The sequence below is a fragment of the Mesorhizobium sp. Primo-A genome (genome assembly GCF_003997175.1).
GTDB classification, from domain to species: Bacteria; Pseudomonadota; Alphaproteobacteria; order Rhizobiales; family Rhizobiaceae; genus Mesorhizobium; species Mesorhizobium ciceri.
Map to the genome: position 1 here is coordinate 40,404 of NZ_RZTG01000020.1, position 21,999 is coordinate 62,402.

The window sequence follows — 21,999 nt, forward strand, 5'->3', positions numbered from 1 at the left end:
TCCGCGCAGCCAACGGTTGAGGAGCGGTATTGGCGGGGGACAGTTATGAAGCATCTGTGTTGGCACTCACTAGGTTGAGGTCTGCGCGATGTTCAGTATCGTGTGTTGGACCATGCGCAACGCTTGATTATTTTTCGCCTTAAAAACGATGAAAGGGTTCATAGTCAGGCTCTATTATCAAGTGCCGGTGCCGACAACGGACATGTTGCGCGGATTGCGCGCGGCGTCGCTGACTCCCAAAGCGCTGGCCACTCTTTTTACGGAATTGCATGCGAGCCTACAGCTCGCCAAATTAGCCTGCAGCAAAAGTGACTGGGCGAATCGATGGCGCAACTAACAACCACTGACATGGCGTTGATTGACAACATCTTTGGGATGTACGGGGGCTACGTGCTGGACTTCAGCAACGACCGGTTCGCAGCGTTCTTCAATCGTGATCTTAAGATCGACATCTACCACGACCGCTACGCAATACATGGAACGTCCAAGGGGAAGCACTTCCGCGCCTTTCTCGAAATAGCGCCCAGTACCGAGGTAGTGCGGACGCTCACGGCCCTGTGGGAGTATCGCGAAGCGGGCATGCTTGACCGCGGCGAGGCCGAGACCGTGTACAATGCTCGGCAGCGCCTAGGCAACCTCCTGGTCAAACTTGGGGGAAAACCGCTGCCGACCGATCCGAACGCCGCGCCACCGCCACCACCGATGCCTGAGCCGAAGGGGCCGAGCGATGCCGTAATCGCAGCTATGGAGCAGGAATTCCTGGCGATGACTGCGATGGACGAGGCGCCGCAGAAGCGGGGCTACGCGTTCGAGCGCTTTCTCAAACGCTGGTGCGACATGTGGGGCTTGGATGCCCACGCCTCTTTCCGCACTGTTGGAGAGCAGATCGACGGCTCGTTCCAGCATGACAGCAGTACCTATCTGGTCGAGGCCAAGTGGCAGACGCGCCCGGTCGATGCCGCGATGCTGCATGGCTTTCAGGGGAAGCTGCTTGAGCGCCCGGATTGGACAAGGGGCCTCTACGTCTCGTATGGCGGCTTCTCGGGCGAGAGTTTCGACGCCTTCACCGCACGCCGCTTGATCATGATGGACGGAACCGACATCTACCACGCACTCAATCGGCGGCTCGACTTAGGGGAGATCATCCGCAAGAAGGCGCGCCATCACTCTGAGCGACGACAGCCGTTCGCCCGAGTGACCGACCTGTTCCGGGCGTGAGGTGAGACGATGAAGCTGTTTGCCACCTGCGTCTGGGGCTTTGGCTTCTCGCGAGCGCCGCTCGCCACCATGAAGGGGCACGTCGATCGACTGCACGGTCTCGCGTACCGAGGCGATTGCGTAGCGTTGGTAGGCACGCAGACTGATAGCAATGTCATGGAGCGCCGACCCGCCCTGCGGATGACGATGTTGACACTTGGCACCCCACACTTCCAAGATCCGCGTTTGGCATCGACAGCGGAAGGACCGCTTTAGATGATCTCGTCCCGTTAGCTGTCGGTCTATCCGGCCCAGATCTGTCGATCAGGAATGCGCCCAAATTTCGGTCGGCAGAGACAGGCGGCCCGCATGCCAGGAGGGGACGTTCGCGCCGCTTGATTTTGGCAGGCATCGAGATTCCATTCGCGGACGCTAAGTCGTGGTAGCAAGCGACGTTCGAACTCGATGCAGCAGACCTAGATGCTCAGAGTCACGAGCCCGCAATGCGATCACCTAGCCGCTTTCGGACAGCCTCTCGTAGTTGAACCTTGCCAATGTCGTCCAGGATGGAGGCGGGGACCCGCTTGCGGTTGGCACCAGATAGCCATTGCCCAATACCAGCTCAACCTGCCATAGCTCCTAGGCCGCTGCCACAGTGTTGATGCCTTAAATCGAGTATGGATCGGCCGCAGTCGCGGCAGCCAGGGCAGGCTTCCAAAAGGCATGCGCCTCACCCATCCAGATCTCCTCCCTTTCCTTGAAATCGAGGTTGCACCCCCGAAACGCAATGCACGCATGCGAGACAAGATCCGACGCAATATCGAGCAGGAGAAATAGCTCGTTGTAGCGATTGGCGTTCCAAACCCGCGGTTCGGCGTAAAGGTGCGCGACGTGGTCATCACGGAAAACACCCAACGCGGCTGCTGCGCGTCGACCAAGAGGCGATGTCAGGCGGCGTGCAGTATCGTCGCAGCGATGCAAAGCCGCCATGCAATCGCCTTCCCACATCTTCGACATGCCGAGAGAATTTCCATCCCAGCCTGTCGACGCTCGTTCGACCAATTTGGCACGGCAACGTTTCTGCCTGAGCAGATGAAGGAACACTGGGATTGAAGCCAGGTCGCTGCGGTTGAAGGCCGTCACCTCGGACTTTCCCTGACGGCCGCGCGGCCTCTCGAATAGCTTGCAGAGCGACAGGATTAGAGCTGTCTGCGTGCTGTTTCGAAGCACATTGTAGCAGTTGGCACCATCAAACGTTTGGCCGTGATAGTCGGCCATCACGATAGTGTTTCCGACCTCAAGCGTCGCCTTCGCCCAGATCGCGCCCCTTATCTCACTTTCGAGGGCCTTCAGCATAAGGTCGAGCCGACACATGGCGTCGGAAACGGGCACCGGTTTGGAGCGATTTGCTTTTCTCTTCTGGCTCCCAGCCACCTCGACCTCGATCGCCATTCGAATCTAGCTGGACCAGCCAGACGTATCATCTACCTTCTTCATTGCGTCACGTGTCCAACATGTCCCATTCGTTGCCGAGCACCCAGCGCAAAGCCGAGAGTTTGCCGTTGAGCATACCCCATTCGAAATCGTCCCAAGGACCAAGGTTATCCGAGCCAACCTCATCCTCAGTTCGCTTGGCTGCTTCAAGCGCTGCGGCCCACGTGTCGCGCGTCATCAGGGATGTGACCGGGCGCTGCGTCAGGTCGATCGCATCTACCAACTTGGTCTCACCGGTGCTGACTCGACGCCGCAGATTCTGGTGGCGATTATACCAAACCTGCCGAAACAGCAGATGTTCGGCTTCGAGCAATTCTGACAACTTCCGAGGCTCCTCATAGAAGTCATCTCCGAAAGTGTACTCGTCGAGGATGCTTTCGTCGACATCGCGGATCACGTCGGCGATCTGGGTCGAGTAGGTGGATCTCTGGTCGGCGAAGTGCGGTTCGAGGTCGGGGTGGGGCATCTGCTTGTCGCCGGCACCGCGGAAAAGTCGTTGGTGTTGGTCGTGACGAAGACGAATTGACTGTCCGGCGCGCCGTCCGCCGCCATGGCCTCGAGATAAGCCTCGAGGATTATGGCATCGGCGATACTGTTCTTGGTCTGGTGACACGGCGCCGCACGCGTAAGCGACCGGTCGGCGGCCTTCAGCTTAACGCTGTCGGTCACGGCGATCACTGGTGCCTTCGCCATTAACTCCGTGATCCGCGTTATCACCTTCTCACCGGTGTCTGCGGTGAGCGCCAGCTTGTGGTCGATGGCGCTGACAGCCTGCAGTGCCTGCTCGCGCTCGGCCTCGCTGTCGATCTGCGACAGCGCTTCGCGAAAACGTTTCACGGTCCCGACTAGCGTGGTCTTTCTGGCGTCCTTGACCCTGTCCTTGTTCCTGTCGAACTCGAACACGATCTGTTCTGGCATGATCAGCGAAATGGCTTCGACGGCGACCAGGTCCTCGATCGCGGTGAGCACCGGATCGAGACGGGCGTTCTTTAGGATGTCCAACCAGACGCTGCTGTCTATGAGGATGCGTATAGTCATTACCTGGCTGCGCCTTCCCGTTGCCGACCAAATGCTGTCACAGGTTTCGGTGAATCTCATATGCCCCTGCTCGTGTCATCCGACTTGAGTCCGCTTCTGGCGACCAACGGCCTGACCTAGATCAGACAACGCCGTCGTTCGGGTCGGACTCAGGGGGTTTGTCGAAAGGAATTCGTGCACGGCCTTCAATTTGCCGAGCAGTTCGTCGAAAGTGATGACTACGACTTCGCGCTGGTTTCCTCTGAACAGTTCGAACGACTGCCTCAGCCACTTGTCTTGCGGACTGGTGCCAATGATGAGAAAGCACGGAACGGACCAAGCGTCGATGTGCATGTTGTCGTCGATCGACCGTTTGATATGGATGTTAGCGACAAGGTTGTAGCGCTGCTCAAGTACCTGATTCACGCCACCTGAGCGCGAGCCAATTCAATCTGCAGCATCCTGAGACCCGCCTCCGTGACGAGGTTAATCCGATCGGAGATAGGGCGAGCCGGCAAGATGGTTTCCGACGCGGCGTCTGCACTTTCCTACTTAGCAAATGCTACGCTCAATTGTTCGGGTCTCCTATCAGACTCTTGGATGCCGGTGGCGTCATCATGTCCAGGGTCGCCGTCCATGATGAACCCGTCCATGATGGGACGTCTCTGTCGGCCGAGCCCTTAGGAACAAGAGACTGGCGTGCCTGCGTCTTCAAGGTTCAAGTGCTCAACCTAGCCAGAGCCACCCCCAGCCGATTTCCGCGCTCAGAACTATTTGAAATCCCGTGTCCTCACCTTGATCTGGTCAATATGCAGATAGGGATCGATGATATTCCTCGGCCGCGGCCCTTTCGGCAGTCCGCGCGGGTCGGGCGTCGGGCTGCCGTGATGAAACTCGTCACCGCGCCCATGCGGCAGGGGGAAGGCAGCATCCCGATCACCAACGCTAGCCAGATCGGCGGAAAGATCGCTCAAACGGTGAGCGACGAGATGGACCACCTCGCCTTCGCGCTGAATCCGCCCATGGACGCCGATCATGCCGGCGCCGAGCACGACCCTGCGATATTTTTCGAACACCTTGACCCACACAACCAGGTTGGCGATCCCGGTCTCGTCCTCGATCGTGATGAACATCACGCCCTTGGCTGAGCCAGGCCGTTGGCGAACCAGCACGAGCCCGGCCGCCTCCAGCCATTGTCGGTCACGCGCCTGCATTGCTTCTCGACAAGAGACGATGCGCTTGCGGCGCAGATCGGCGCGCAGGAACGAAACAGGATGCTCGCGCAGAGTCAGCCCGACATGTCCGTAGTCTTCGACGACCTCGCCGCCTGATGTCATGGCACGCAGCGTAACGCTGGGCTCCTGGATCTCCGGCACCGTCCGCTGCTCGCGCGCGGAGGCGGCAGCAAACAGCGGTAGCGGCTCGTCGCGTAGGGCCTTGATCGCCCACAAGGCCTCCCGCCTCGCCAACGACAATGAAGGCTGAAACGCGTCGGCCTGGGCGAGTTCAACCAGCGAGGCGGCGGGAACACCGGCTCGATGCCAGAGGTCGTCTACGGACACAAACGGTTGATCGGCTCGTGTGGTGACAATGGTCGCCGCATCGGCATTGGCCAGGCTGCGGACCATCCGCATGCCGAGGCGAACGGCAAACCGATCTTCTTCGTGCTCAGTGGGCTCCAGCGTACAGTCCCAGCGTGAAGCGTTGACGCAGACTGGACGCACCTCGACGCCATGGTCGCGGGCATCGCGAACGATCTGCGCCGGCGCGTAGAAGCCCATCGGCTGAGCATTGAGGAGAGCGGCGCAGAAGACATCGGGGTGATGGCATTTCATCCAAGAGGAGGCGTAGGCGATCAGCGCGAAGCTCGCGGCATGGCTTTCGGGAAAGCCGTAGCTGCCGAAGCCTTCCAGCTGCTTGAAGGTCTTTTCGGCGAACTCGCGCTCATAGCCGTTTTTCACCATGCCGCCGATCAGCTTGGCGCCGAAGCTGGAGACGCCACCAGTGTGTTTGAAGGTCGCCATGGCGCGGCGCAGCTGATCGGCCTCGCCTGGCGTGAAGCCGGCGCATTCGATCGCCACCCGCATTGCCTGTTCCTGGAACAGCGGCACGCCCAGCGTTTTTCCGAGCACCTTTTCGAGCTCAGGCTTGGGATAGACCACCTCTTCCTTGCCTTCACGCCGGCGCAGATAGGGATGCACCATGTCGCCCTGGATCGGCCCTGGCCGCACGATCGCTACCTCGATCACCAGGTCATAAAAGGTCCGCGGCTTGATGCGCGGCAGCATCGACATTTGGGCGCGGGATTCGATCTGGAAGGTGCCCAGCGTATCGGCCTTGCGGATCATGGCGTAGGTGCGCGGATCCTCTGCCGGGATCGTTGCGAGATCGAGCGTGATGCCCTTGTGTTGCGACAGGAGATCGAAGCCACGCTTCATGCAGGACAGCATGCCGAGCGCCAACACGTCGACCTTCATGAACTTCAGCGCATCGATGTCGTCCTTGTCCCATTCGATGACCTGACGATCCTTCATCGCGGCTGGCTCGATCGGCACCAGATCGTCCAGCCGATCGCGGGTCAGGACGAAACCACCGGGATGTTGCGACAAATGCCGCGGCGCGCCGATCAACTGCCTGGCCAGATCAAGCGCCAGACGCAGCCGGCGATCGCCGAGATTGAGGTTCAGCTCCTCGGCGTGCTTGGGTTGGACGCCTTCGTCCGACCAGCCCCACACCTGCGACGACAGCATCTTGATCAGGTCTTCAGGCAGCCCGAGCGCCTTTCCGACATCGCGCAGGGCGCCTTTGGAGCGATAGCGAATGACGGTAGAGCACAAAGCCGCGTGTTCACGGCCGTAGGTGTCGAACACCCACTGCATGACGATTTCTCGCCGATCATGTTCGAAGTCGACATCGATGTCGGGTGGCTCGCGGCGCTCTTCCGAGACGAAGCGTTCGAACAGAAGATCGTTGCGGTCGGGATCGATCGACGTGATGCCCAGGACATAACAGACGGCGCTGTTGGCGGCCGACCCCCTGCCCTGGCAAAGGATGTCCTGACTGCGGGCAAAGCGAACGATCGCATTGACCGTCAGAAAATAGGGCGCGTATTGCAGCTTCTCGATGAGCTGCAATTCATGCCTGAGCGTGCCGACAACCTTGTCCGGCACACCTTCGGGAAAGCGCTCCTTCGCGCCTTCCCATGTCAGTTTCTCCAAGGCCTGCTGCGGTGTCAGACCCGGCAGCATGCGCTCCTCGGGATATTGATAGGCAAGCTCGCCCAATGAGAACCGGCAACGCTCGGCGATTTCAAGCGTCCGCGTAAGCGCCTCGGGGTAGCGACCAAAAAGCCGTGCCATTTCGTCCGGCGGTTTCAGGTAGCGGTCGGCATGCCGCTCGCGGCGAAACCCGGCATCATCGATCGTGACATTGTGGCGGATGCAGGTGACGATATCCTGCAGAATGCGCCGTGATGGTTTATGGAAAAGGACATCATTGGTGACGACCGTTAGCACGCCGGCCTGTCCGGCAAGATTGGACAGATCGTGCAGCCGCAGCGCGTCATTGGGACGGCGCCGCAGCGTAAGCGCCATGTAAGCCCGATCGCCAAATGCCTCGCGCAGCCGCCGCAGCCACATCGAGCATGTGTCGTCGGCCTGGTCGGGGACGAGCACCGCAACAAGGCCTTCGCCATAGGCGACAAGGTCGGCCCAATGGAGCATGCATTTCGCCTTGCCGCCACGCTTCTTGCCCAGCGACAGCAAGCGGCAAAGCCGTGAATAAGCCGCGCGATCGGTCGGATAGACCAGGATGGAAATCTCTTCCGCCAGATCCAGCCGGCAACCGACGATCAGCCTGACACCGGTTGCCTTGGCGGCCTCATGCGCGCGGACAATGCCGGCCAGACTGTTGCGATCACAGATGGCAAGTGCCGGCATCTCCATGCATGCTGCTTGGGCAAACAATTCCTCGCAGGAGCTAGCGCCGCGAAGGAAGGAGAAATGCGAGGTGCATTGCAATTCGACGTAGGAAGCCGTCATCCAAAAATGCCGTGCAGAAACCACAAATGGGAACCGGTCGCGGCATCCTCGCCATCGCCTGCGCGATAGATCCAGAACCGCTCGCCGGCTTCATCTTCGACCTGGAAATAGTCGCGCACGGCGGCAAGCTCGGCATCGCGCTTCCACCACTCGCCGAAAACCCGCTCAGGACCATCGGCGCGCTTGACCCGTCGCCGGATGCCTCTCCAGGTAAAGCTCGCCGGCGGATGATCGGGCAGTAGCGCTATCGCCTCGATTAGCTCTGGAACGGCAAACAAGCGGGCCGGACGCGGCCAATGGTCTGGCCATGCCTGGCCAGTTTCGGCTGAGGCGGGGGCCACCCGCCGGAATGATCGCTCGGGCACGTCGCTGGCCACCGGGGCAAACCGATAGAGCCTCTCCTCGCCGACACGATTGCCGAGGATGTCGATCAGGTCTGAGATGTCCGCGTCCTGTTGCTCGATGAGTGACGAAATGGTCTGCCTGGGTGTCAGCGGTTCGGCCACAGGTGCGGACAAGCGCATCAACTCGATCCCGAAGCCCGGATCGACCGTCTCGATCTTGTCGCAGAGCAACCGCGTCAGCCGCTTCACATCGCGGACAGGCAAGGCCATGCCGACGCGAACGGCTTCGATGCGGTTATCGACGCGGTAGAGCAGCAGGTCGAGCCGCCGTGCGCCGAGGCCTTTGCCCTCCAGTTCGGCACATAGCGCTTGAACAAGCTTGCCGACATAGCGCGCGATTGTCTCGGCCGCACCAATCGGCTCGCCAAAGGCACGTTTGACTTCGACCACATCCGCTGACCGCACCGGCTCTATCGGCTCGGCGAGGCGTCCAGCAGCCTGGTCAAGGCGGCGGCCGAGTTCCGGCCCGAAGCGTAACGTCAGTGGCGCGCGCGGCTGCTGCAGAAGCTCGCCTACCCTGTCGAAGCCGAGAACCTGCAAACCCCTGACGATTGCGTCGGGCAACCGCAGTGCCGCGATGGGCAGTGGAAGAATCGCATCCTGGGTTGCGTTGATGGCGACCACGCTGACGGTCTGCTTGACGTAACGCGCAACAGCGTAAGCAGCACCCCAGCTATCCGCTATGGCTGCGCGCGCCGAGAAGCCGACCTGGCTGAGACGTTCGACCATATCGGCCAGCATCAACTGTTCGCCGCCATGAAGGTGGTCGGCGCCTGTGGTATCCATGACCAATCCGTCCCGAGGATCCACAGCGACGATCGGCGCGTACCGCCGCAATGCCCACAGGGCCAGCCGCTCCAATGCCTCAGCGTCTGCCTCGGGTTCGGCATCCATGACCGCCAGCCCCTGAACGAGCGCCTGTGCCTTCGTTGCCGGCATTCCCACCCGCAGGCCCGCTTCCACAGCCGCGCGATCTGTTGCTACCACCAAGCGACGGTTGCCTTGCTGCCCGACCAGCACCAAGGGTCTATCCGGTGGCGGCGAGACGTCGCCCAATTTCCTTCTGAGCCGGTCGGTCGACCACCTTGGAAGGAAGAGCGAGACGACCCTTTGCATCACAAGCCTCCACTTCGATATCGAGCGTTTCCCCTCCACGTGATCGGATCAATTCAAGTTGCCATCGTGCCCGGCCGACGCCTGGCACGGGAAGCGGTCGCGACGGCAAGACAGAAACCCGCCAGCGCGTAACAGACGCCGTCGGCTGCCCGAAATCGGCGGCTTCGGTCTGGCGGCGCCAGCGGCGGATGGCGATGCCCATCGCGCCGGAGCCTTCCGATGCGAGCTGCAAACGTCGCGAGGCCGTCATCGACAGCCGGGCAACTTCGGCAACCACAGCGCCAAGCCCCACATGCCGCAAACCTTCCTCGAAGCAGGCGAGCAAGGATTTGTCGTCACCGGCTTCGACATAGATCACTCGGTCGGGGTGAAGTCCGACCTGGGCGATTGCCGGCGCAAACAGATCCTGGCGCGTCACGCACCACAGCACCTTGCCTTGCGTTCTGGCCGCAATACCCGCCGCAAAAAGCGATGCGGCGGCGCCATCGATGACGCCGTTGCCGCCGCCGGCAACTTCATGGAGCGCGCCAAGAGCCACACCGCCCCCTGGCAGATGGCTGTCGATGGCAGTGACGCCGAAGGGGAGCACCGCTCGTTCGCGCGTATTGCCGCCTTCGAGACGCGCAATGCGCTCTCGCAGATCGGTAATGGCAGCGTTTGGCGCCGATGCACTCATCTGTCCCCTGAACGCGAAATGCCGATGGTATGTTCCTCATTTGTTCTCTTCCTAATAAAGAGTCAATGGCACGGCGAGGTGGCGCTGCGGAAGAAAGGTTTGGAGCGACCACTGCCTGGTGACGCCGATAGAGTCGTTTACCGACAGCACGATACGGTCGAAGGCCACGATAGCCCGCTGGGCGTCGCGCCGGCGACTGCCGGCGGCCAAAGGAAAAACGGCGCATAAACCGCAGTCCTGCGCGCGTCCGCAAATGCGGACATTGTCGCGCGCAGGACGGAGGACATTCGCCCCCGCCGCGGGCGGTTAACAGGACAGCCGTAGGAGCGTCAGCATAGCGCCGGCCGCAGGACGGGACGCGGGACCGACTGTCCCCGTCCGCGGCGGTCCGCATCTTGATCGGCGATGGAAGCAGTTGCCTTGGAAACGGGATCATGCGTCGATCATTGTCCAGTGGGCTATCGCGTTGAAAAGACAGATCTTATTCTTGTGTCGGCAACAGCCTATTGACTCCAATGTTCTTATTTTGTTCACTGTCAACACGATTGGCACAGGAGGCGAACCATGGAACTTCGCTTGAACATTGAAGGTGCAACGTCCAAAGAACTGGCACGCGGTGTCGCGGCAGCCGAAGCAGTTTTCGCGCGAGCCGGCATAACGGCCTTGCAAGGCGCGGAAGGTTTGTTCGCGTTGGAAGGGTGGGATATCAAAGGCTTTCCGGAAGACGACAAACCTACCGAGGATGAGGACCGAGCGGCCATAATCTGGGAAGAAGCCGACGAAGCTGCGACAATTGCATGTTGTGCGGGCTGGCCGGAGGACACAATTCCGCGCCATCAGGTCATGGAACTGATCGACGTTCCCCGAACGAGATTGCAAGCCGAGGCGCTTCCGGACACGTGGCCGGCGCGCAAACAGCTCTATCCTGACGTCGTCAAACGGCTTGAGGTCACAGCTGGCCCGGACCGCCAGATTGATTTCGATATTGCCTTCGTTCTTGGTTGGGTGCCCGAGCGGCCGACGCTGGATCGGGTCGAGCCGCTTTCGGAAGATGGCGACCGTATCCCCTTCTTCACCAGCGACCTTGCCCAGGTGGAAGAAATGGCCCGCAAGGCGCTCAAGGACTGGACGATCGAGGTTGAGCGAGATCCTTGCGACGCTCACGTCTTCAACCCGGCAGCCGGGGATGATGATGATGACGAATTGCGCATGGCGGCGTGGCGCGACTTCGACGGTTCCTTGCTTATGGAGAAGCCGCCTGCAAATCCTGCAATCGCACTGACCCTGGCGATGATGCGCGGCCAGTCGATGCATTTCGAATAGTGGTGAGCGGGTTCATGGCCGCCATCATCTGTCGATCGCGCTTGGCCACTTCAGTTCGCACGGCCGGATGGCCGAACTGCCGACAAGCCCACACCGCATCTGAGGAGAGAGACCATGTCAGAAAAACCACCCTATATGCCGACCGGCATTGGAATGGGCATGATGAGCGACGCCGAGACCAAGGTCGGCGTTCTGATATTCGAAACGGTGCAAGGTAACTTCGATTTCGCCGTCAATCTGCAGGCTGTCGATGTCCTCACCAAGGCAATCAACAAGATCGAGATGCATCTCCGCTCCGGCAGGACGCACTGAGTGTCCGACGATGTGCCAGATCAGAAAAAGCCGAAGCTGATCGTTGTCGTCGCGTTCGACCGCGGCGAGGATGGCGACCTGTTCACCGCATACGGCCCGACCGACCAGCAAAGCGAAGACCGCGCGATCCGCACGGCAAAGGCGCTGGCTTCAAACCACGTCGGTGTCATAGCATGGAGTCGCGACGCCGACCCGGCGCTTGGCGACTATGGGCCGCCGACAGTGCTGTTCACCAACGGCGAAGTGCCGGACATGGAGTGAAGAATGATCGATTCGCCCAGACACCAGGATGACCATGACTACGCGGACCGCGCGCTAGACTGCCAGGAGGCCATGGAGCCCGGCTTTCAGGCGATCCTCGATTGCATGTTGGAGGTGGGCTGGACGCGGGGTGAGACATTGCGGGCGCTGAAGCGGCTCATTGCCGCCGACAACATGACCCAGAAAGAGAATGCCAAGACGGAAGCCGAGCTCGCGATCGCACGAGCTATGGTACGCGCCGGCAAGCCGCTCTAGCCTGTTAGCTACAGTTTGCTGACCCCAGCTTCATCGACCTCCGCTTCCATCTGATCGCCGACGGGCTCGGCCTTGCCGGCACCCTGGATGGACTGGCCATCGAAGCCCTGCAACCAGGCGTCGGCATATTCCCTCCAGAACTCCGGCACGACCCGCTCCCTTCCGTCCTTGCGCGCTTGCACCCCATAGAGCCAGGCATATCCGACGCGCTCCTGATCCTTCTTAGCCACGGCCATAATCGTCCTCGCGCAAGATGTCTGCGTCAGCCGCGGCCTTCACGAACGCCGCCCTTGCCACGCTGGCTTCTTTGATCCCGTCCAAGACCGCCAGGCAGGCCCTTCGAGCGGCCACATGGCTTTTCCCCGTCACCGCCGGCCAACGATTGAGAAGCACATCGGCCGCCTGCGCCACGCGCTCAACCTTGTAGATAGTGTTGCCCGACCGGCCTAACGCGACCGAAACGGGCATATCGAAACGCTTGTCTTGCATCACGCCACCCAGAGCTACTCGAACCCGATTCAAGCATCGGCGCGCGATTCAGTTCCGCGTGGCACCCCGGAATGCCGCCCGCACTGTTGGCGACGGCTGCGACCATGATCGCGAAATACCGACCTTGGCTGCATCCTCCATCGCCCGGTCGGCAAGATCTGTCAGCAGGGAAGGATCAGTTAAGGGACATTCGGGCCGTGCGATGGACCCTTTTGCACGCCGCAATGTCCTAATTGCCCCACCAGCGATCCCATGCCGTTCCCACACTGCTCTCGGTGCGTACATTGCCCGCGCAAACATCTGGAAAAGGGAACAACGCACGTGACCCAGAACCGACTTATGCCATGCGTCCATCCAACAACATCAGGGGTCGAAGTCTGATGATCGTAGCGCACCTGCTCGATATGGACGGGGTTTTAGTCCGCGGCGGCCAGCCGATTGCAGGCTCGATCGACTATGTCGCCGGGCTGGTCTCAAACGGCAAGCCGTTTCAGATCTTCACCAATAACTCCCGCTTCACGCCGGAGGATCATGCCGAACGTTTGAGGGCGGTTGGCTTCCTCGTTCAGCCTGAGCACATCTACACATCGGCGCTCGCCACTGCGCGGTTCGTGGAGCTGCAAAAGCCCGGATCATCCGCGTATGTCATCGGCGACAACGGACTGGTCGAGGCCCTTCGGCACGCAGGCTGTCGGATCACGCAGTTTGCCCCGGATTTCGTGGTCCTCGGCGACACCACTTCGTACCACTATGAGCAGATCGCCGCCGGCGCCGAGCTTGTGGCAAAGGGCGCGTGGTTTCTCGCCACCAATCCGGATGCCACCGGCCCGACCGAGCGCGGCTTCCATCCGGCCTGCGGCGCGGTCGCAGCCCTGATCGAAAAGGCTACCGGCCGTCAGCCCTATTTCGTCGGCAAACCGAACCCGTTCATGATGCGAAGCGCGCTCGACCGCCTAGGAGTTAGCGCAGCCGATACGATCATGGTCGGAGACAGAATGGATACGGACGTTGTCGCCGGATTGGAATCGGGTCTGAAGACAGCCCTTGTTCTTACTGGGGTGAGCACGCGGGCTGACATGGAGCGATTTCCATTCAGACCGGACCACGTGATCGACCGCCTCGCCGATCTTGGCGAGATCCTCAAAAAGGAATGAACATGTGGAAACGACGCGCACTGGTGCCTACCCGGTCGGTCGCAATCTCTTTGTGGGCTTCCGTTGTCCCGGACCCGTCGAGCGCACCCGACAGGATTCGAACCTGCAACCCCCGCCTTCGGACGGCATCGGCTAACCTCTGTCTCGAAATTGGAAAGTTTTGCACTAAGCCGCGTGCCTCCGATAGCAGAAGAGCGCCCCCTCAATAGTGGGTCTTGCGATGTAGCGCTCTTCCGACTCGAACGCCAAGATAAGGGCATCGATCAAAGTCGCAACACTGCAGATCCAGACCCACCAGTTTCCTTCATCAGCGCGCGCAATTCGGCTGGAGGCTCAAGGCAGCAAGTTCGGAAGGCATGCAATAACCCCAGTCGGTTCTTGATTATAGAACCGCCAATCGTTTGCGGGTCCGCTCTTCTACCCTAAAAACGGCAGAAGCTTAATTATGGAACTAATATTTATCTCGTCTTATCAAAGACTTAGATTCTAATAGTATCCATTATGTTAAATCGCTTCAATGAGGTGTTTCCGACCGCGATCGCCGAAGCCAAGGGATGGCAAAGAGGTAAAGCGCCTGGACCGCTTCGCGCGTGATGTGCCACGGGTCCAGTGACGTGAGGAAACCTTCGAGATTTTGCCCGAGTGCAACGTCCAGGCGTTAAGACACAGAATAGGGCTGTTCAATCAGATGCGGGGCCAGAGCAGGTACGGGCACGTAGGCTGGAGGCGGGGTGCCGAGATTTGCTTCATTAAGACGCCAGTCCTTCCGCAAAGGAATGTTGGTGAGGCCCACAGGGAAGACCGTAACTTTGTCGTTTTGAATGCGCAGCCTCAGGAAATGCCGGTGGGTGTCACGCCGCATCGAACTGAACGCGTCGTTGTGGTTCATATTCAGCCAGCGTGATGTGCCGTAGAGGTAGACCCCGAACAGAGTGCCGGCAATCACACCGCCAACCACGATCATCTCGGCCCCGTAAAGGCAAAATGACAAGCGGGGCCATGCCCCTAGGTCAACAAAGCGAGCGTTGAACCGTGATACGATGTCAGTGGTCGCAGCTGCGCCCAGGCAATGCAAAAGAGCATTTGCAGCCGACACCAGCATGGTCTTGGCGCCACCACCTTCTTGCTTACTTGTATATCCCCAGAAACCCGCAAAAAACAAAACCGGTGCAATGTAATAGATGTCGACAGGCAGGAGCCGCCCCGCCAAAGCCACCAGCCAATAGAGTCCGCCCAGCACCATAGCGAACGGAGGATTATAAGCCGCGAAAGCGAAGTTCCCGGCCAACATGGACAGGCTTTCGGTTTTCGACGGGTACACCGCTTCCCCACCCTGTCCATCGGTCGCCAAGGTCAGTTTCTTAATGTGGCCATTCAGCCAGCTGTAGCCGTCGTCTGGGCGATTGAGATCGACTGACGCTTCCACCTGATGGGTGGGATGAAGGAAGGCTCCTCCCCCACCGGATGTGACGAACTGGGTATTGCCATCATCCGCAACATATCTGCTGTAATGATGAGTATCGCCAGACAAGACGAGTGACACAGTCAGCCCTCGCCGCTGGTTCAAGGCGATCCATCCGATATAGCTCATGACACTCAGGGCTTTGTTTCCGGCCTGCCCTGTGTAAAGCCAGCCGGGTTCCGGACCGCAGAGAATGATCTTCGCATTGTCCGGCATGGCCTTGGCGATTTCGAGAAAATACTCTTTCTGGGGTTGGTCGACATCGTCGTCCAATTGGGCATCGATCGCCCATATCCACCAATTGTCTGTCAGCTGGACGGCAAAGTAGCTGCGTCGCTGATGCGAGCGCCATCCTCCAAGATGCAAATGGTCCTTCCGGCAGAAAAGCGAAAGGAAGACGACCAGGCCGTCGTACCAGTCATGATTACCCGGCAACGCGTAAACGGGAGGACCTTTTACAAGGCGCAGGTTGGGATCCGGGAATGCCCATTCGTAAGGATCGCGCAACTGCTTTCGATATGTTTCCGAGGTCGCGCGCGGGTAGACTTCGTCTCCTCCCATGAAAAGCATCTGTCCGCGTTTCAAGTCATGGCCATCGATTGAAAGCTTCTCCTGCGCGAGAAGCGATGCAATCGCATAGGTAGCGTCGAACCCGTCCCCCAGATCAGCTACAAAATCGATCCAGATGGCGCCCTCACCGTCCGGCTCCAAGGTCCACAGCTGCTCGTTGTCCTTACCAGGCAGGAACTGCTGGGCGCGGGCGACCAGCTCTTCAGGAGGAACTGTATCAAGCGCCGCGACGATAAGCCGTCGATCCGCATATTGCCCGAAGAGGTCTGAAAGAATGACCCGCCACATCAGGCGCAGAAGCAGCACTGGACTAAACCAGCCGGTCATGGTGGGGTACTTGGAAAGGCCTTTGAGATCGGGCGGGGCCGTCGGCATATTCCAACTCCAAATAGAGCGGCAGAGACTCGGATACATCCCTACGCCGACTCGCGACAGAGTCTAGTACCGATAGAAATAATAAACAGGATTCGTTACTCACCTACTTTGTCCTAGCGCGGCTCTGCTAATGCTAGCAGAGATATTCAGGCATCGCATGCAATACGACTTAAATTGCGTGACAGTTTGATCCCGGCTGAAACACGAGGAAGTCAAATACACCTAAACTGACCCGAACTAGACCGGAGGTCTCCCTCACGAAAGATCAAACGGTCAGGACATGACCGGAATGCGGAATTTGAGTTTGAAAACGCGCTGACCGCGGCGACGATCTAGGAGGCGACATCCCGTGCTAAAGACAACCATCTTGCCGTCATTACCGATATCAGCTGAAAGCTTCTGTTCTACGTCGGTCGCGACTAAAGGAAGCCGGCAAATAGGTGAGTGATGGACCTTTCGGCGTACTTCGATGACTCCGGCAGCGATATCGGTGAACGCGATCTCGTATTCGCGGGACTGGTTAATCGCGACGACGCTTGGGAGCAATTCAGCGTAGCGTGGAGTCTGGCGCTGGCAAAGTATCCGACGATTGGGTACCTCAAGATGGCGGAGGCGAACAGTCTACGCGGTCAGTTCGCGGGTTGGACCCGAGAAGCTCGCGACCAAAAACTGGAGGGGTTGGCAGAGGTCATCGATCGCATTCGGCCCCCTTGGACTTTTGATATTTCAGTCAGTCGGGCAGACTACGAAAGTCACGTGTCCCCGGCGTCGCCTCGGGGCCTTTCCACGGCCTATTTCAGCCTTACCTTTGGAGCGGTTTCGGTCGTCGCACGTCATTTGGCTGGCATGGGCACCATCACACCGGTCAGGTTCATCTTTGATGAGCAGAGCGGGGTAAACACGGACGTCGCCCTGTTTTTCGATTATATGGTGGAAAATTTAGACTCGGTATCTCGTGGCCTGATCAAAATGCCTATCGGCTACGGCGACGATATGCGGGACTTACCGCTGCAAGCGGCAGACATGTTGGCGTGGCACATTCGCCGCCAACGTGAGGGCAACGGAGACCCTACGGTAAATCGCCGAGCTAAGTACCTCCGCTCGGAGAGCCATATCGAGGCCCGGTTACCACTGGACATGCTTGTTCGTTGGGGCACTGCCTTCTCTCGGGTATTGCCGATCTTGCAGACACTCAAGACGAAGGGGGATTGGCGGCGTCTTCGAGCGGTCGCAGATCAGGCAAAGCGCGAAGGCTTTAGGCCGCCTCATGGTGACGACGCTGTGGATGCACTTGCCAAAATTCGAACGGCTTGGGATGAGTTCCAAGGCAAGAGTTAGGGGTATTGGACCTAACCAAGGGATGTCTGGACAGCCGACTGACCGCTTACTGCCCCGACCCTGCCATGCGACAGCTCCGATATGAATGGCCGCGCACAGCAGCCGTATGAAGGTTCAAGGGCAGAAGTTCGCTCCGAGCCAGTACGCGACGTCGCTAGTGTACGCTAAACGACCGATTTCCGTACATCGCCGTAAAGTGCCGCCCGGATGGCGATCCGAGAATGGTTTATGTGCGGAAATCATGCGCGGAATTCTATTGTGCGGATAACGCCCACCAGCCAAATCGAACAGACCTTCATATGACCGTTAATTCCACCCCGTCGGATTCCTTTCGTGGGCCTTCTGGGGCGACGCCGACAACGTTGGTTCCAAGATGCGATGTCTCGTCAAATTTTTCCTAAAGCCGAATCCGATATTCGAGTTTCGACCGTAAACGCACGTAGTTCGGCCTAGGACACGACCAAAAAAGTTCGAAAAAAGAAAGGAAGCAGGACTTTCGTGTGAGATTTTTCCACGACGAATGTCGTAACTAATTGATTACATTTAGGTATCTTCCCCATCCATCCTTGCCACGAACAATGGCTTCAACTTGCTGTCAAGCAGCATGCCGACGATAGCACTCGAACCCCCGCAGCCGCGGTCTGCTATCCTATTTTCACGCCGTTACCGCCGTTTGCCGCATTGGCCGGACAGATCCATTCCAGGCATTGCAAGGAAAGGGTAGCGTGATTGCTTCTTAGGTGAATGCTCCACTGTCGCGGAACTCAGCCCGCGAGGCGATGTGCAGCGAGAAAAGCAATGAAACGCGCACTTGGCGGGCTCCTGCTGTTCGGCATTAATCGAGAACAGGCAGCGGTAGCTATCGGCGTCAGTCCAACGACGTTCGACCAGATGGTCGCGGATGGCCGTATGCCACAACCGCGGATGCCCAGCAAAGAGCGCTATGTCTGGGATGTGGAGGAACTGGCAGAGGCATTCGGGCGGCTACCACACCGCAACAGCAAACTTGACGGCGTGTCCTCCAGCGATAATCCTTGGGATCGCAGATGATGGACGTGGCGAGCACCATGGTGAAATTCAATCTGAAAGGCGTTGTCGAAGACAGGGATCGGCACGGCAATATCCGGCTGTACTTCCGCGCACCGGGTAGAAAAAAGATCCGTCTGCGAGAAAAGCCGGGTTCAGCCGAGTTCCACGAAGAAGTGCGCTGCGCGCGAGATGGCGTTCCCTATGCTTCGGCTCAGAATGTGGTCAGGCCTGTAGCCAGGCCAGTGGCCCCTCGCGGCAGCCTGATGTGGCTTTGCCAGGAGTATTTCCGGCGCGGTGGGGCAGAGGTCGGCGAAGGCACGATGCTTCGACGACGAACAATACTCGAGGGCGTTTGCAACCTGCCTCACCCGCTGAGCGGGCCAGTCAATCCGGACTTCTCGACGAAGGGTTCATTACCATTCGCGGCCATGAAGCGGGCTCACGTCAAGGAGCTCCGTGATACCCGGTCAGACGCTCCGGGGGCAGCCAACAATATTACAAAAGCCATTAGCGCAATGTTCGCTTGGGCCAAGGATGCCGAGATGGTCGAGGTCAATCCGGCAAACGGAATAAAGCGCCTGACTTCGGGCAATGGCGAAGGTTTCCACACCTGGGAAGTGTCGGAGATCGTCCAGTATGAGAAACGGCATGCGCGCGGCACTATGGCTCGTATGGCGCTGGCGATTTTCATGTTCACAGGTTTGCGACTGTCCGATGCAGCAATCTTCGGCAGACAACACATTACCCAGGTTCGCAACAAGGATACCGGGACCTGGGAGAAGTGGATCAGGATCAAGCCTGGCAAGACCGACAAGAGCAAGGTGCGCAAGGAAGCGATTGTCGTCGAACTGCCTCTGCTCCCAGAACTCGAGGATGAGCTTTCCTTCGCCCCGGCCGGCAACCTGACATTCCTCGTCACCGAGTATGGTCGGCCTTTCTCGGAAAACGGCCTTGGCAACAAGATGCGCCAATGGTGCGACGAAGCGGGACTCCCGGGCTGCAGCGCCCACGGGGTCCGCAAGGCAGGCGCCACCGTTGCGGCAGAAAACGGAGCCACACATGAACAGCTGAAGGCGATTTACGGCTGGACGACGTATCAGCAGCCCGATCATTACATCCGCAAGGCACGCCGCCGGATAGTGGCGCAGTCTGCCCGGACGCTTCTGATATTCGATCGAAACGAGAACGAAAATGTCCCACTTTTGGAGGGGGTGGAAGAGGGTGGGACAAAAAAGTACAAAAAACCCAATTAAATCAACGGCATCAAAAGCCAATGGTGGGCCCGGAGGGCCTTCCACCAGGGAAGGCTTCGGTTCGGGCCCGCCATGCTCTCCTCGAACGTAGCGGCTATGACGCCAAGGATGGCATTTGAAGGACCCCCTTAGGGTGATTGTGTCCAATGGCGCGCGATCGCTTGGATCAAAAACGCGGGAACGCGACCTTATCTTCTTTGATCTCGCCTGATGACATGCCCGTACGGATCCGCCCGGCGAGCGTATGGGTTGCGGCCAGCGTACCGTCGGGGACATCATCATAAAACTGACGTCCGCGCCATTCGGGAGGCGCCCCAGCTGCAACGTAGTCTCGACAGTTTTTCCTTCGCCTGCGGCCTAGTACGGCCATGAGGGTGACCCGACAAGATCGTCGTCATGGACAATGGATCCACAAGGCCTTCTGTGGTCGAGACAGCAGAAGGGGTCAGCTTGCCTGTCGCCTTTCGTCGCACGGTAGCCCCGAAACGCGACGTAGGCGGGTAGTTCAAAGCTTATCCGGTGCCGGCCTGATCGATCCGAATGGTACCAGCGAGATTGTGTCCTATATGACAAGTGAAGACAGTCTCCTCGAGACGGGAGCTGTTGGGTCCTTCCGTCAGAGCCAGATTTCATGACGGCACCTGCGACCGCCGAATAAACCCAGGGCATTCAGATGCGGCTTCTCGCCCTCAACAACAGCTATGCGCAATTGCCCGAGCGCTTCTTCGCGCACACGGATCCGAAGCCGGTGTCCGAACCCCGGCTGATCCGATTCAACCGGCCACTTGCGGAGGAACTCGGGCTCGATGCCGACCAGCTTACCAGCCCGGATGGATTGGATATGCTCTCTGGCCATAGATTTCCGGAAGGCTTGCAGGCAATCGCCCTGGCCTATGCAGGTCACCAGTTCGGAAACTTCGTGCCTCAGCTCGGCGACGGGCGCGCTCTGCTGCTTGGCGAGGTGGTGGACGTTAACGACATTCGCCGTGACATCCAGTTGAAGGGATCGGGACCGACGCGGTTCTCGCGCAATGGCGACGGCCGCGCAGCCGTCGGCCCGGTTCTGCGCGAGTATGTCGTCAGCGAAGCAATGGCCGCTGGGCATTCCGACGACTCGAGCCTTGGCGGCTGTGCTCACCGGGGACCCGGTATATCGCGAGGTCCGGCTGCCCGGCGCTGTCCTTACAAGAGTGGCGGCCAGCCATATCCGGATAGGCACCTTCCAATATTTCGCTGCGCGCCACGATACCGGAGGCCTCAAGATCCTCGCCGACTATGCCATTGAACGCCATTTCCCGCAGCTGGTCGGGCAAGCGCGGCCGTACCGCGCTTTGCTTGAGGCCGTTGTCGCTGCACAGGCCGATCTGGTGGCGCGCTGGATGCTGGTCGGCTTCATCCATGGCGTCATGAACACCGACAACATGACGATCTCGGGCGAGACGATCGACTATGGCCCATGCGCCTTCATGGACGCCTATGACCCGAGCGCGGTGTTCAGTTCGATCGACCGTGTCGGCCGCTATGCCTATGCCAACCAGCCTCATGTGGCGACATGGAATCTTGCACGCTTTGCCGAGACTCTGCTGCCGCTCATGAGCACGGACGAGAGTGAAGCCGTCTCTGAAGCCGAAGAGGTGCTTGGGTCTTTCCAGTCCTCATATGAGACTGTGTTGCAGCGCGGCTTCCGCAGAAAACTCGGATTGCTGACCGAGGCGGAAGGCGACTTGCAGCTCGCGGCTGATTTTCTGGATGTATTAGCTCGCGGCGAAGCCGACTTTACGCTCGCCTTCCGGCGTCTGGGCGACGACCTCGCCGCCCCGGACGATCAGGGCGGGGCGCGGCAGTTGTTTGAGGATCCAGGCGCATTCGATGTTTGGTCGGCGCGCTGGCGCGAGCGCATCGCAAGCGATGCTGCCGACACGGCCGCGCGCCGGGCGGTCATGCATGCCGTCAATCCCAAATTCATCCCTCGCAACCATCGCATCGAGGCTATCCAGGCGGCGCTGGGCGGGGACTTCACACCTTTCGAGGAGATTTTGAGGGTCATCAGCCGGCCCTTCGATGAGCAGCCGGACATGGAACGCTATGCTGACCCGCCACGCCCGGATGAACGCGTCCTACAGACATTCTGCGGCACATGAGACATTGAATGATGGCCGGTTAACATGTGCAAATGCGGAAGACCCTTCGCAAGCTACCGTCGTGAGTAGTCGGAAGCGTCTGATCTATGACGA

Annotated in this window: 19 protein-coding genes and 2 pseudogenes; 11 read left to right on the plus strand and 10 right to left on the minus strand. The window is 59.3% G+C overall.

From position 1 onward, the window contains the following. The first annotated feature begins 324 nt into the window (after window positions 1–324). Window positions 325–1,218, plus strand: coding sequence for a restriction endonuclease (locus EOC83_RS29010; protein WP_063170758.1), 894 nt, complete (start codon window positions 325–327; stop codon window positions 1,216–1,218). 645 nt (window positions 1,219–1,863) lie between these two features. On the opposite strand, the gene EOC83_RS29015 is transcribed toward EOC83_RS29010, so the two are convergent. Genes EOC83_RS29015 through EOC83_RS29025 form a run of 3 tightly spaced genes read right to left on the minus strand, consistent with a single transcriptional unit; the run spans window position 1,864 to window position 3,789 of the window. Further along, on the minus strand, window positions 1,864–2,649 hold the full coding sequence (locus EOC83_RS29015) for a hypothetical protein (protein ID WP_063170760.1): 786 nt from the start codon (window positions 2,647–2,649) through the stop codon (window positions 1,864–1,866). Window positions 2,650–2,698: 49 nt separating this feature from the next. Then, the gene (locus EOC83_RS29020; protein WP_063170761.1) at window positions 2,699–3,088 is read right to left on the minus strand and encodes a hypothetical protein; all 390 of its coding nucleotides are present in this window, start codon (window positions 3,086–3,088) and stop codon (window positions 2,699–2,701) included. Beyond that, window positions 3,085–3,789 (minus strand): PIN domain-containing protein, encoded by a 705-nt coding sequence (locus EOC83_RS29025; RefSeq protein ID WP_127224722.1) that lies wholly within the window; start codon window positions 3,787–3,789, stop codon window positions 3,085–3,087. Before EOC83_RS29025 ends, EOC83_RS29020 begins: the two co-directional genes overlap by 4 nt. Before the next feature lie 114 nt (window positions 3,790–3,903). On the opposite strand from EOC83_RS29025, the gene EOC83_RS33375 reads away from it, so the two are divergent. Then, the gene (locus EOC83_RS33375) at window positions 3,904–4,143 is read left to right on the plus strand and encodes a hypothetical protein (RefSeq protein WP_244514435.1); all 240 of its coding nucleotides are present in this window, start codon (window positions 3,904–3,906) and stop codon (window positions 4,141–4,143) included. Here the strand turns inward: EOC83_RS33375 and EOC83_RS33380 are convergent. The 4 genes and pseudogenes from EOC83_RS33380 to EOC83_RS29050 all read right to left on the minus strand — a co-directional run. After that, a pseudogene (locus tag EOC83_RS33380) lies at window positions 4,134–4,280 on the minus strand (transcription elongation factor); the annotation flags it as partial. The gene EOC83_RS33375 and the pseudogene EOC83_RS33380 overlap by 10 nt on opposite strands. Before the next feature lie 198 nt (window positions 4,281–4,478). Beyond that, window positions 4,479–7,748, minus strand: a complete 3,270-nt coding sequence (locus EOC83_RS29040) for an error-prone DNA polymerase (protein WP_063170764.1) — start codon at window positions 7,746–7,748, stop codon at window positions 4,479–4,481. Then, window positions 7,745–9,268, minus strand: coding sequence for a DUF6504 family protein (locus tag EOC83_RS29045; protein ID WP_063170765.1), 1,524 nt, complete (start codon window positions 9,266–9,268; stop codon window positions 7,745–7,747). Before EOC83_RS29045 ends, EOC83_RS29040 begins: the two co-directional genes overlap by 4 nt. Next, window positions 9,180–9,944, minus strand: coding sequence for an ImuA family protein (locus tag EOC83_RS29050; protein ID WP_063170766.1), 765 nt, complete (start codon window positions 9,942–9,944; stop codon window positions 9,180–9,182). The genes EOC83_RS29045 and EOC83_RS29050 overlap by 89 nt, the downstream gene beginning before the upstream one ends. A gap of 564 nt (window positions 9,945–10,508) precedes the next feature. On the opposite strand from EOC83_RS29050, the gene EOC83_RS29055 reads away from it, so the two are divergent. From EOC83_RS29055 to EOC83_RS29070, 4 genes are all read left to right on the plus strand, one after another. Then, complete coding sequence (locus tag EOC83_RS29055; protein WP_063170767.1) at window positions 10,509–11,267, plus strand: hypothetical protein; 759 nt, start codon at window positions 10,509–10,511, stop codon at window positions 11,265–11,267. Between the two features lie 114 nt (window positions 11,268–11,381). After that, on the plus strand, window positions 11,382–11,579 hold the full coding sequence (locus EOC83_RS29060) for a hypothetical protein (protein WP_082826783.1): 198 nt from the start codon (window positions 11,382–11,384) through the stop codon (window positions 11,577–11,579). Further along, entirely contained in the window at window positions 11,580–11,840 is a 261-nt protein-coding gene (locus tag EOC83_RS29065) for a hypothetical protein (RefSeq protein WP_063170768.1), read from the plus strand. It begins immediately after the preceding gene. Between the two features lie 3 nt (window positions 11,841–11,843). Beyond that, window positions 11,844–12,095 (plus strand): hypothetical protein, encoded by a 252-nt coding sequence (locus EOC83_RS29070; protein WP_063170769.1) that lies wholly within the window; start codon window positions 11,844–11,846, stop codon window positions 12,093–12,095. Window positions 12,096–12,103: 8 nt separating this feature from the next. Here the strand turns inward: EOC83_RS29070 and EOC83_RS29075 are convergent, their stop codons facing one another. Then, window positions 12,104–12,331: a hypothetical protein gene (locus EOC83_RS29075; protein WP_063170770.1), complete on the minus strand. Its 228-nt coding sequence runs from the start codon at window positions 12,329–12,331 to the stop codon at window positions 12,104–12,106. After that, on the minus strand, window positions 12,318–12,584 hold the full coding sequence (locus EOC83_RS29080) for a DUF982 domain-containing protein (protein WP_015314855.1): 267 nt from the start codon (window positions 12,582–12,584) through the stop codon (window positions 12,318–12,320). The genes EOC83_RS29075 and EOC83_RS29080 overlap by 14 nt, the downstream gene beginning before the upstream one ends. 380 nt (window positions 12,585–12,964) lie before the next feature. Between EOC83_RS29080 and EOC83_RS29085 the strand changes: the two genes are divergently transcribed. Continuing rightward, the gene (locus tag EOC83_RS29085) at window positions 12,965–13,738 is read left to right on the plus strand and encodes an HAD-IIA family hydrolase (RefSeq protein ID WP_063170771.1); all 774 of its coding nucleotides are present in this window, start codon (window positions 12,965–12,967) and stop codon (window positions 13,736–13,738) included. 658 nt (window positions 13,739–14,396) lie between these two features. On the opposite strand, the gene EOC83_RS29090 is transcribed toward EOC83_RS29085, so the two are convergent. Continuing rightward, on the minus strand, window positions 14,397–16,145 hold the full coding sequence (locus EOC83_RS29090) for a metallophosphoesterase (RefSeq protein WP_063170772.1): 1,749 nt from the start codon (window positions 16,143–16,145) through the stop codon (window positions 14,397–14,399). Window positions 16,146–16,589: 444 nt separating this feature from the next. Between EOC83_RS29090 and EOC83_RS29095 the strand changes: the two genes are divergently transcribed. The 4 genes and pseudogenes from EOC83_RS29095 (at window position 16,590) to EOC83_RS29115 (ending at window position 21,906) form a co-directional block, all read left to right on the plus strand. Then, window positions 16,590–17,483, plus strand: a complete 894-nt coding sequence (locus tag EOC83_RS29095; RefSeq protein WP_127274560.1) for a DUF3800 domain-containing protein — start codon at window positions 16,590–16,592, stop codon at window positions 17,481–17,483. A gap of 798 nt (window positions 17,484–18,281) precedes the next feature. After that, window positions 18,282–18,533, plus strand: a complete 252-nt coding sequence (locus EOC83_RS29100) for a hypothetical protein (protein WP_063170774.1) — start codon at window positions 18,282–18,284, stop codon at window positions 18,531–18,533. Continuing rightward, window positions 18,530–19,765 carry a tyrosine-type recombinase/integrase gene (locus EOC83_RS29105; RefSeq protein ID WP_244514436.1) on the plus strand — a complete coding sequence of 412 codons (1,236 nt, stop codon included), beginning with the start codon at window positions 18,530–18,532 and terminating at the stop codon, window positions 19,763–19,765. The genes EOC83_RS29100 and EOC83_RS29105 overlap by 4 nt, the downstream gene beginning before the upstream one ends. A gap of 673 nt (window positions 19,766–20,438) precedes the next feature. Next, window positions 20,439–21,906, plus strand: a pseudogene (locus tag EOC83_RS29115) (protein adenylyltransferase SelO). Window positions 21,907–21,999: the final 93 nt, after the last annotated feature.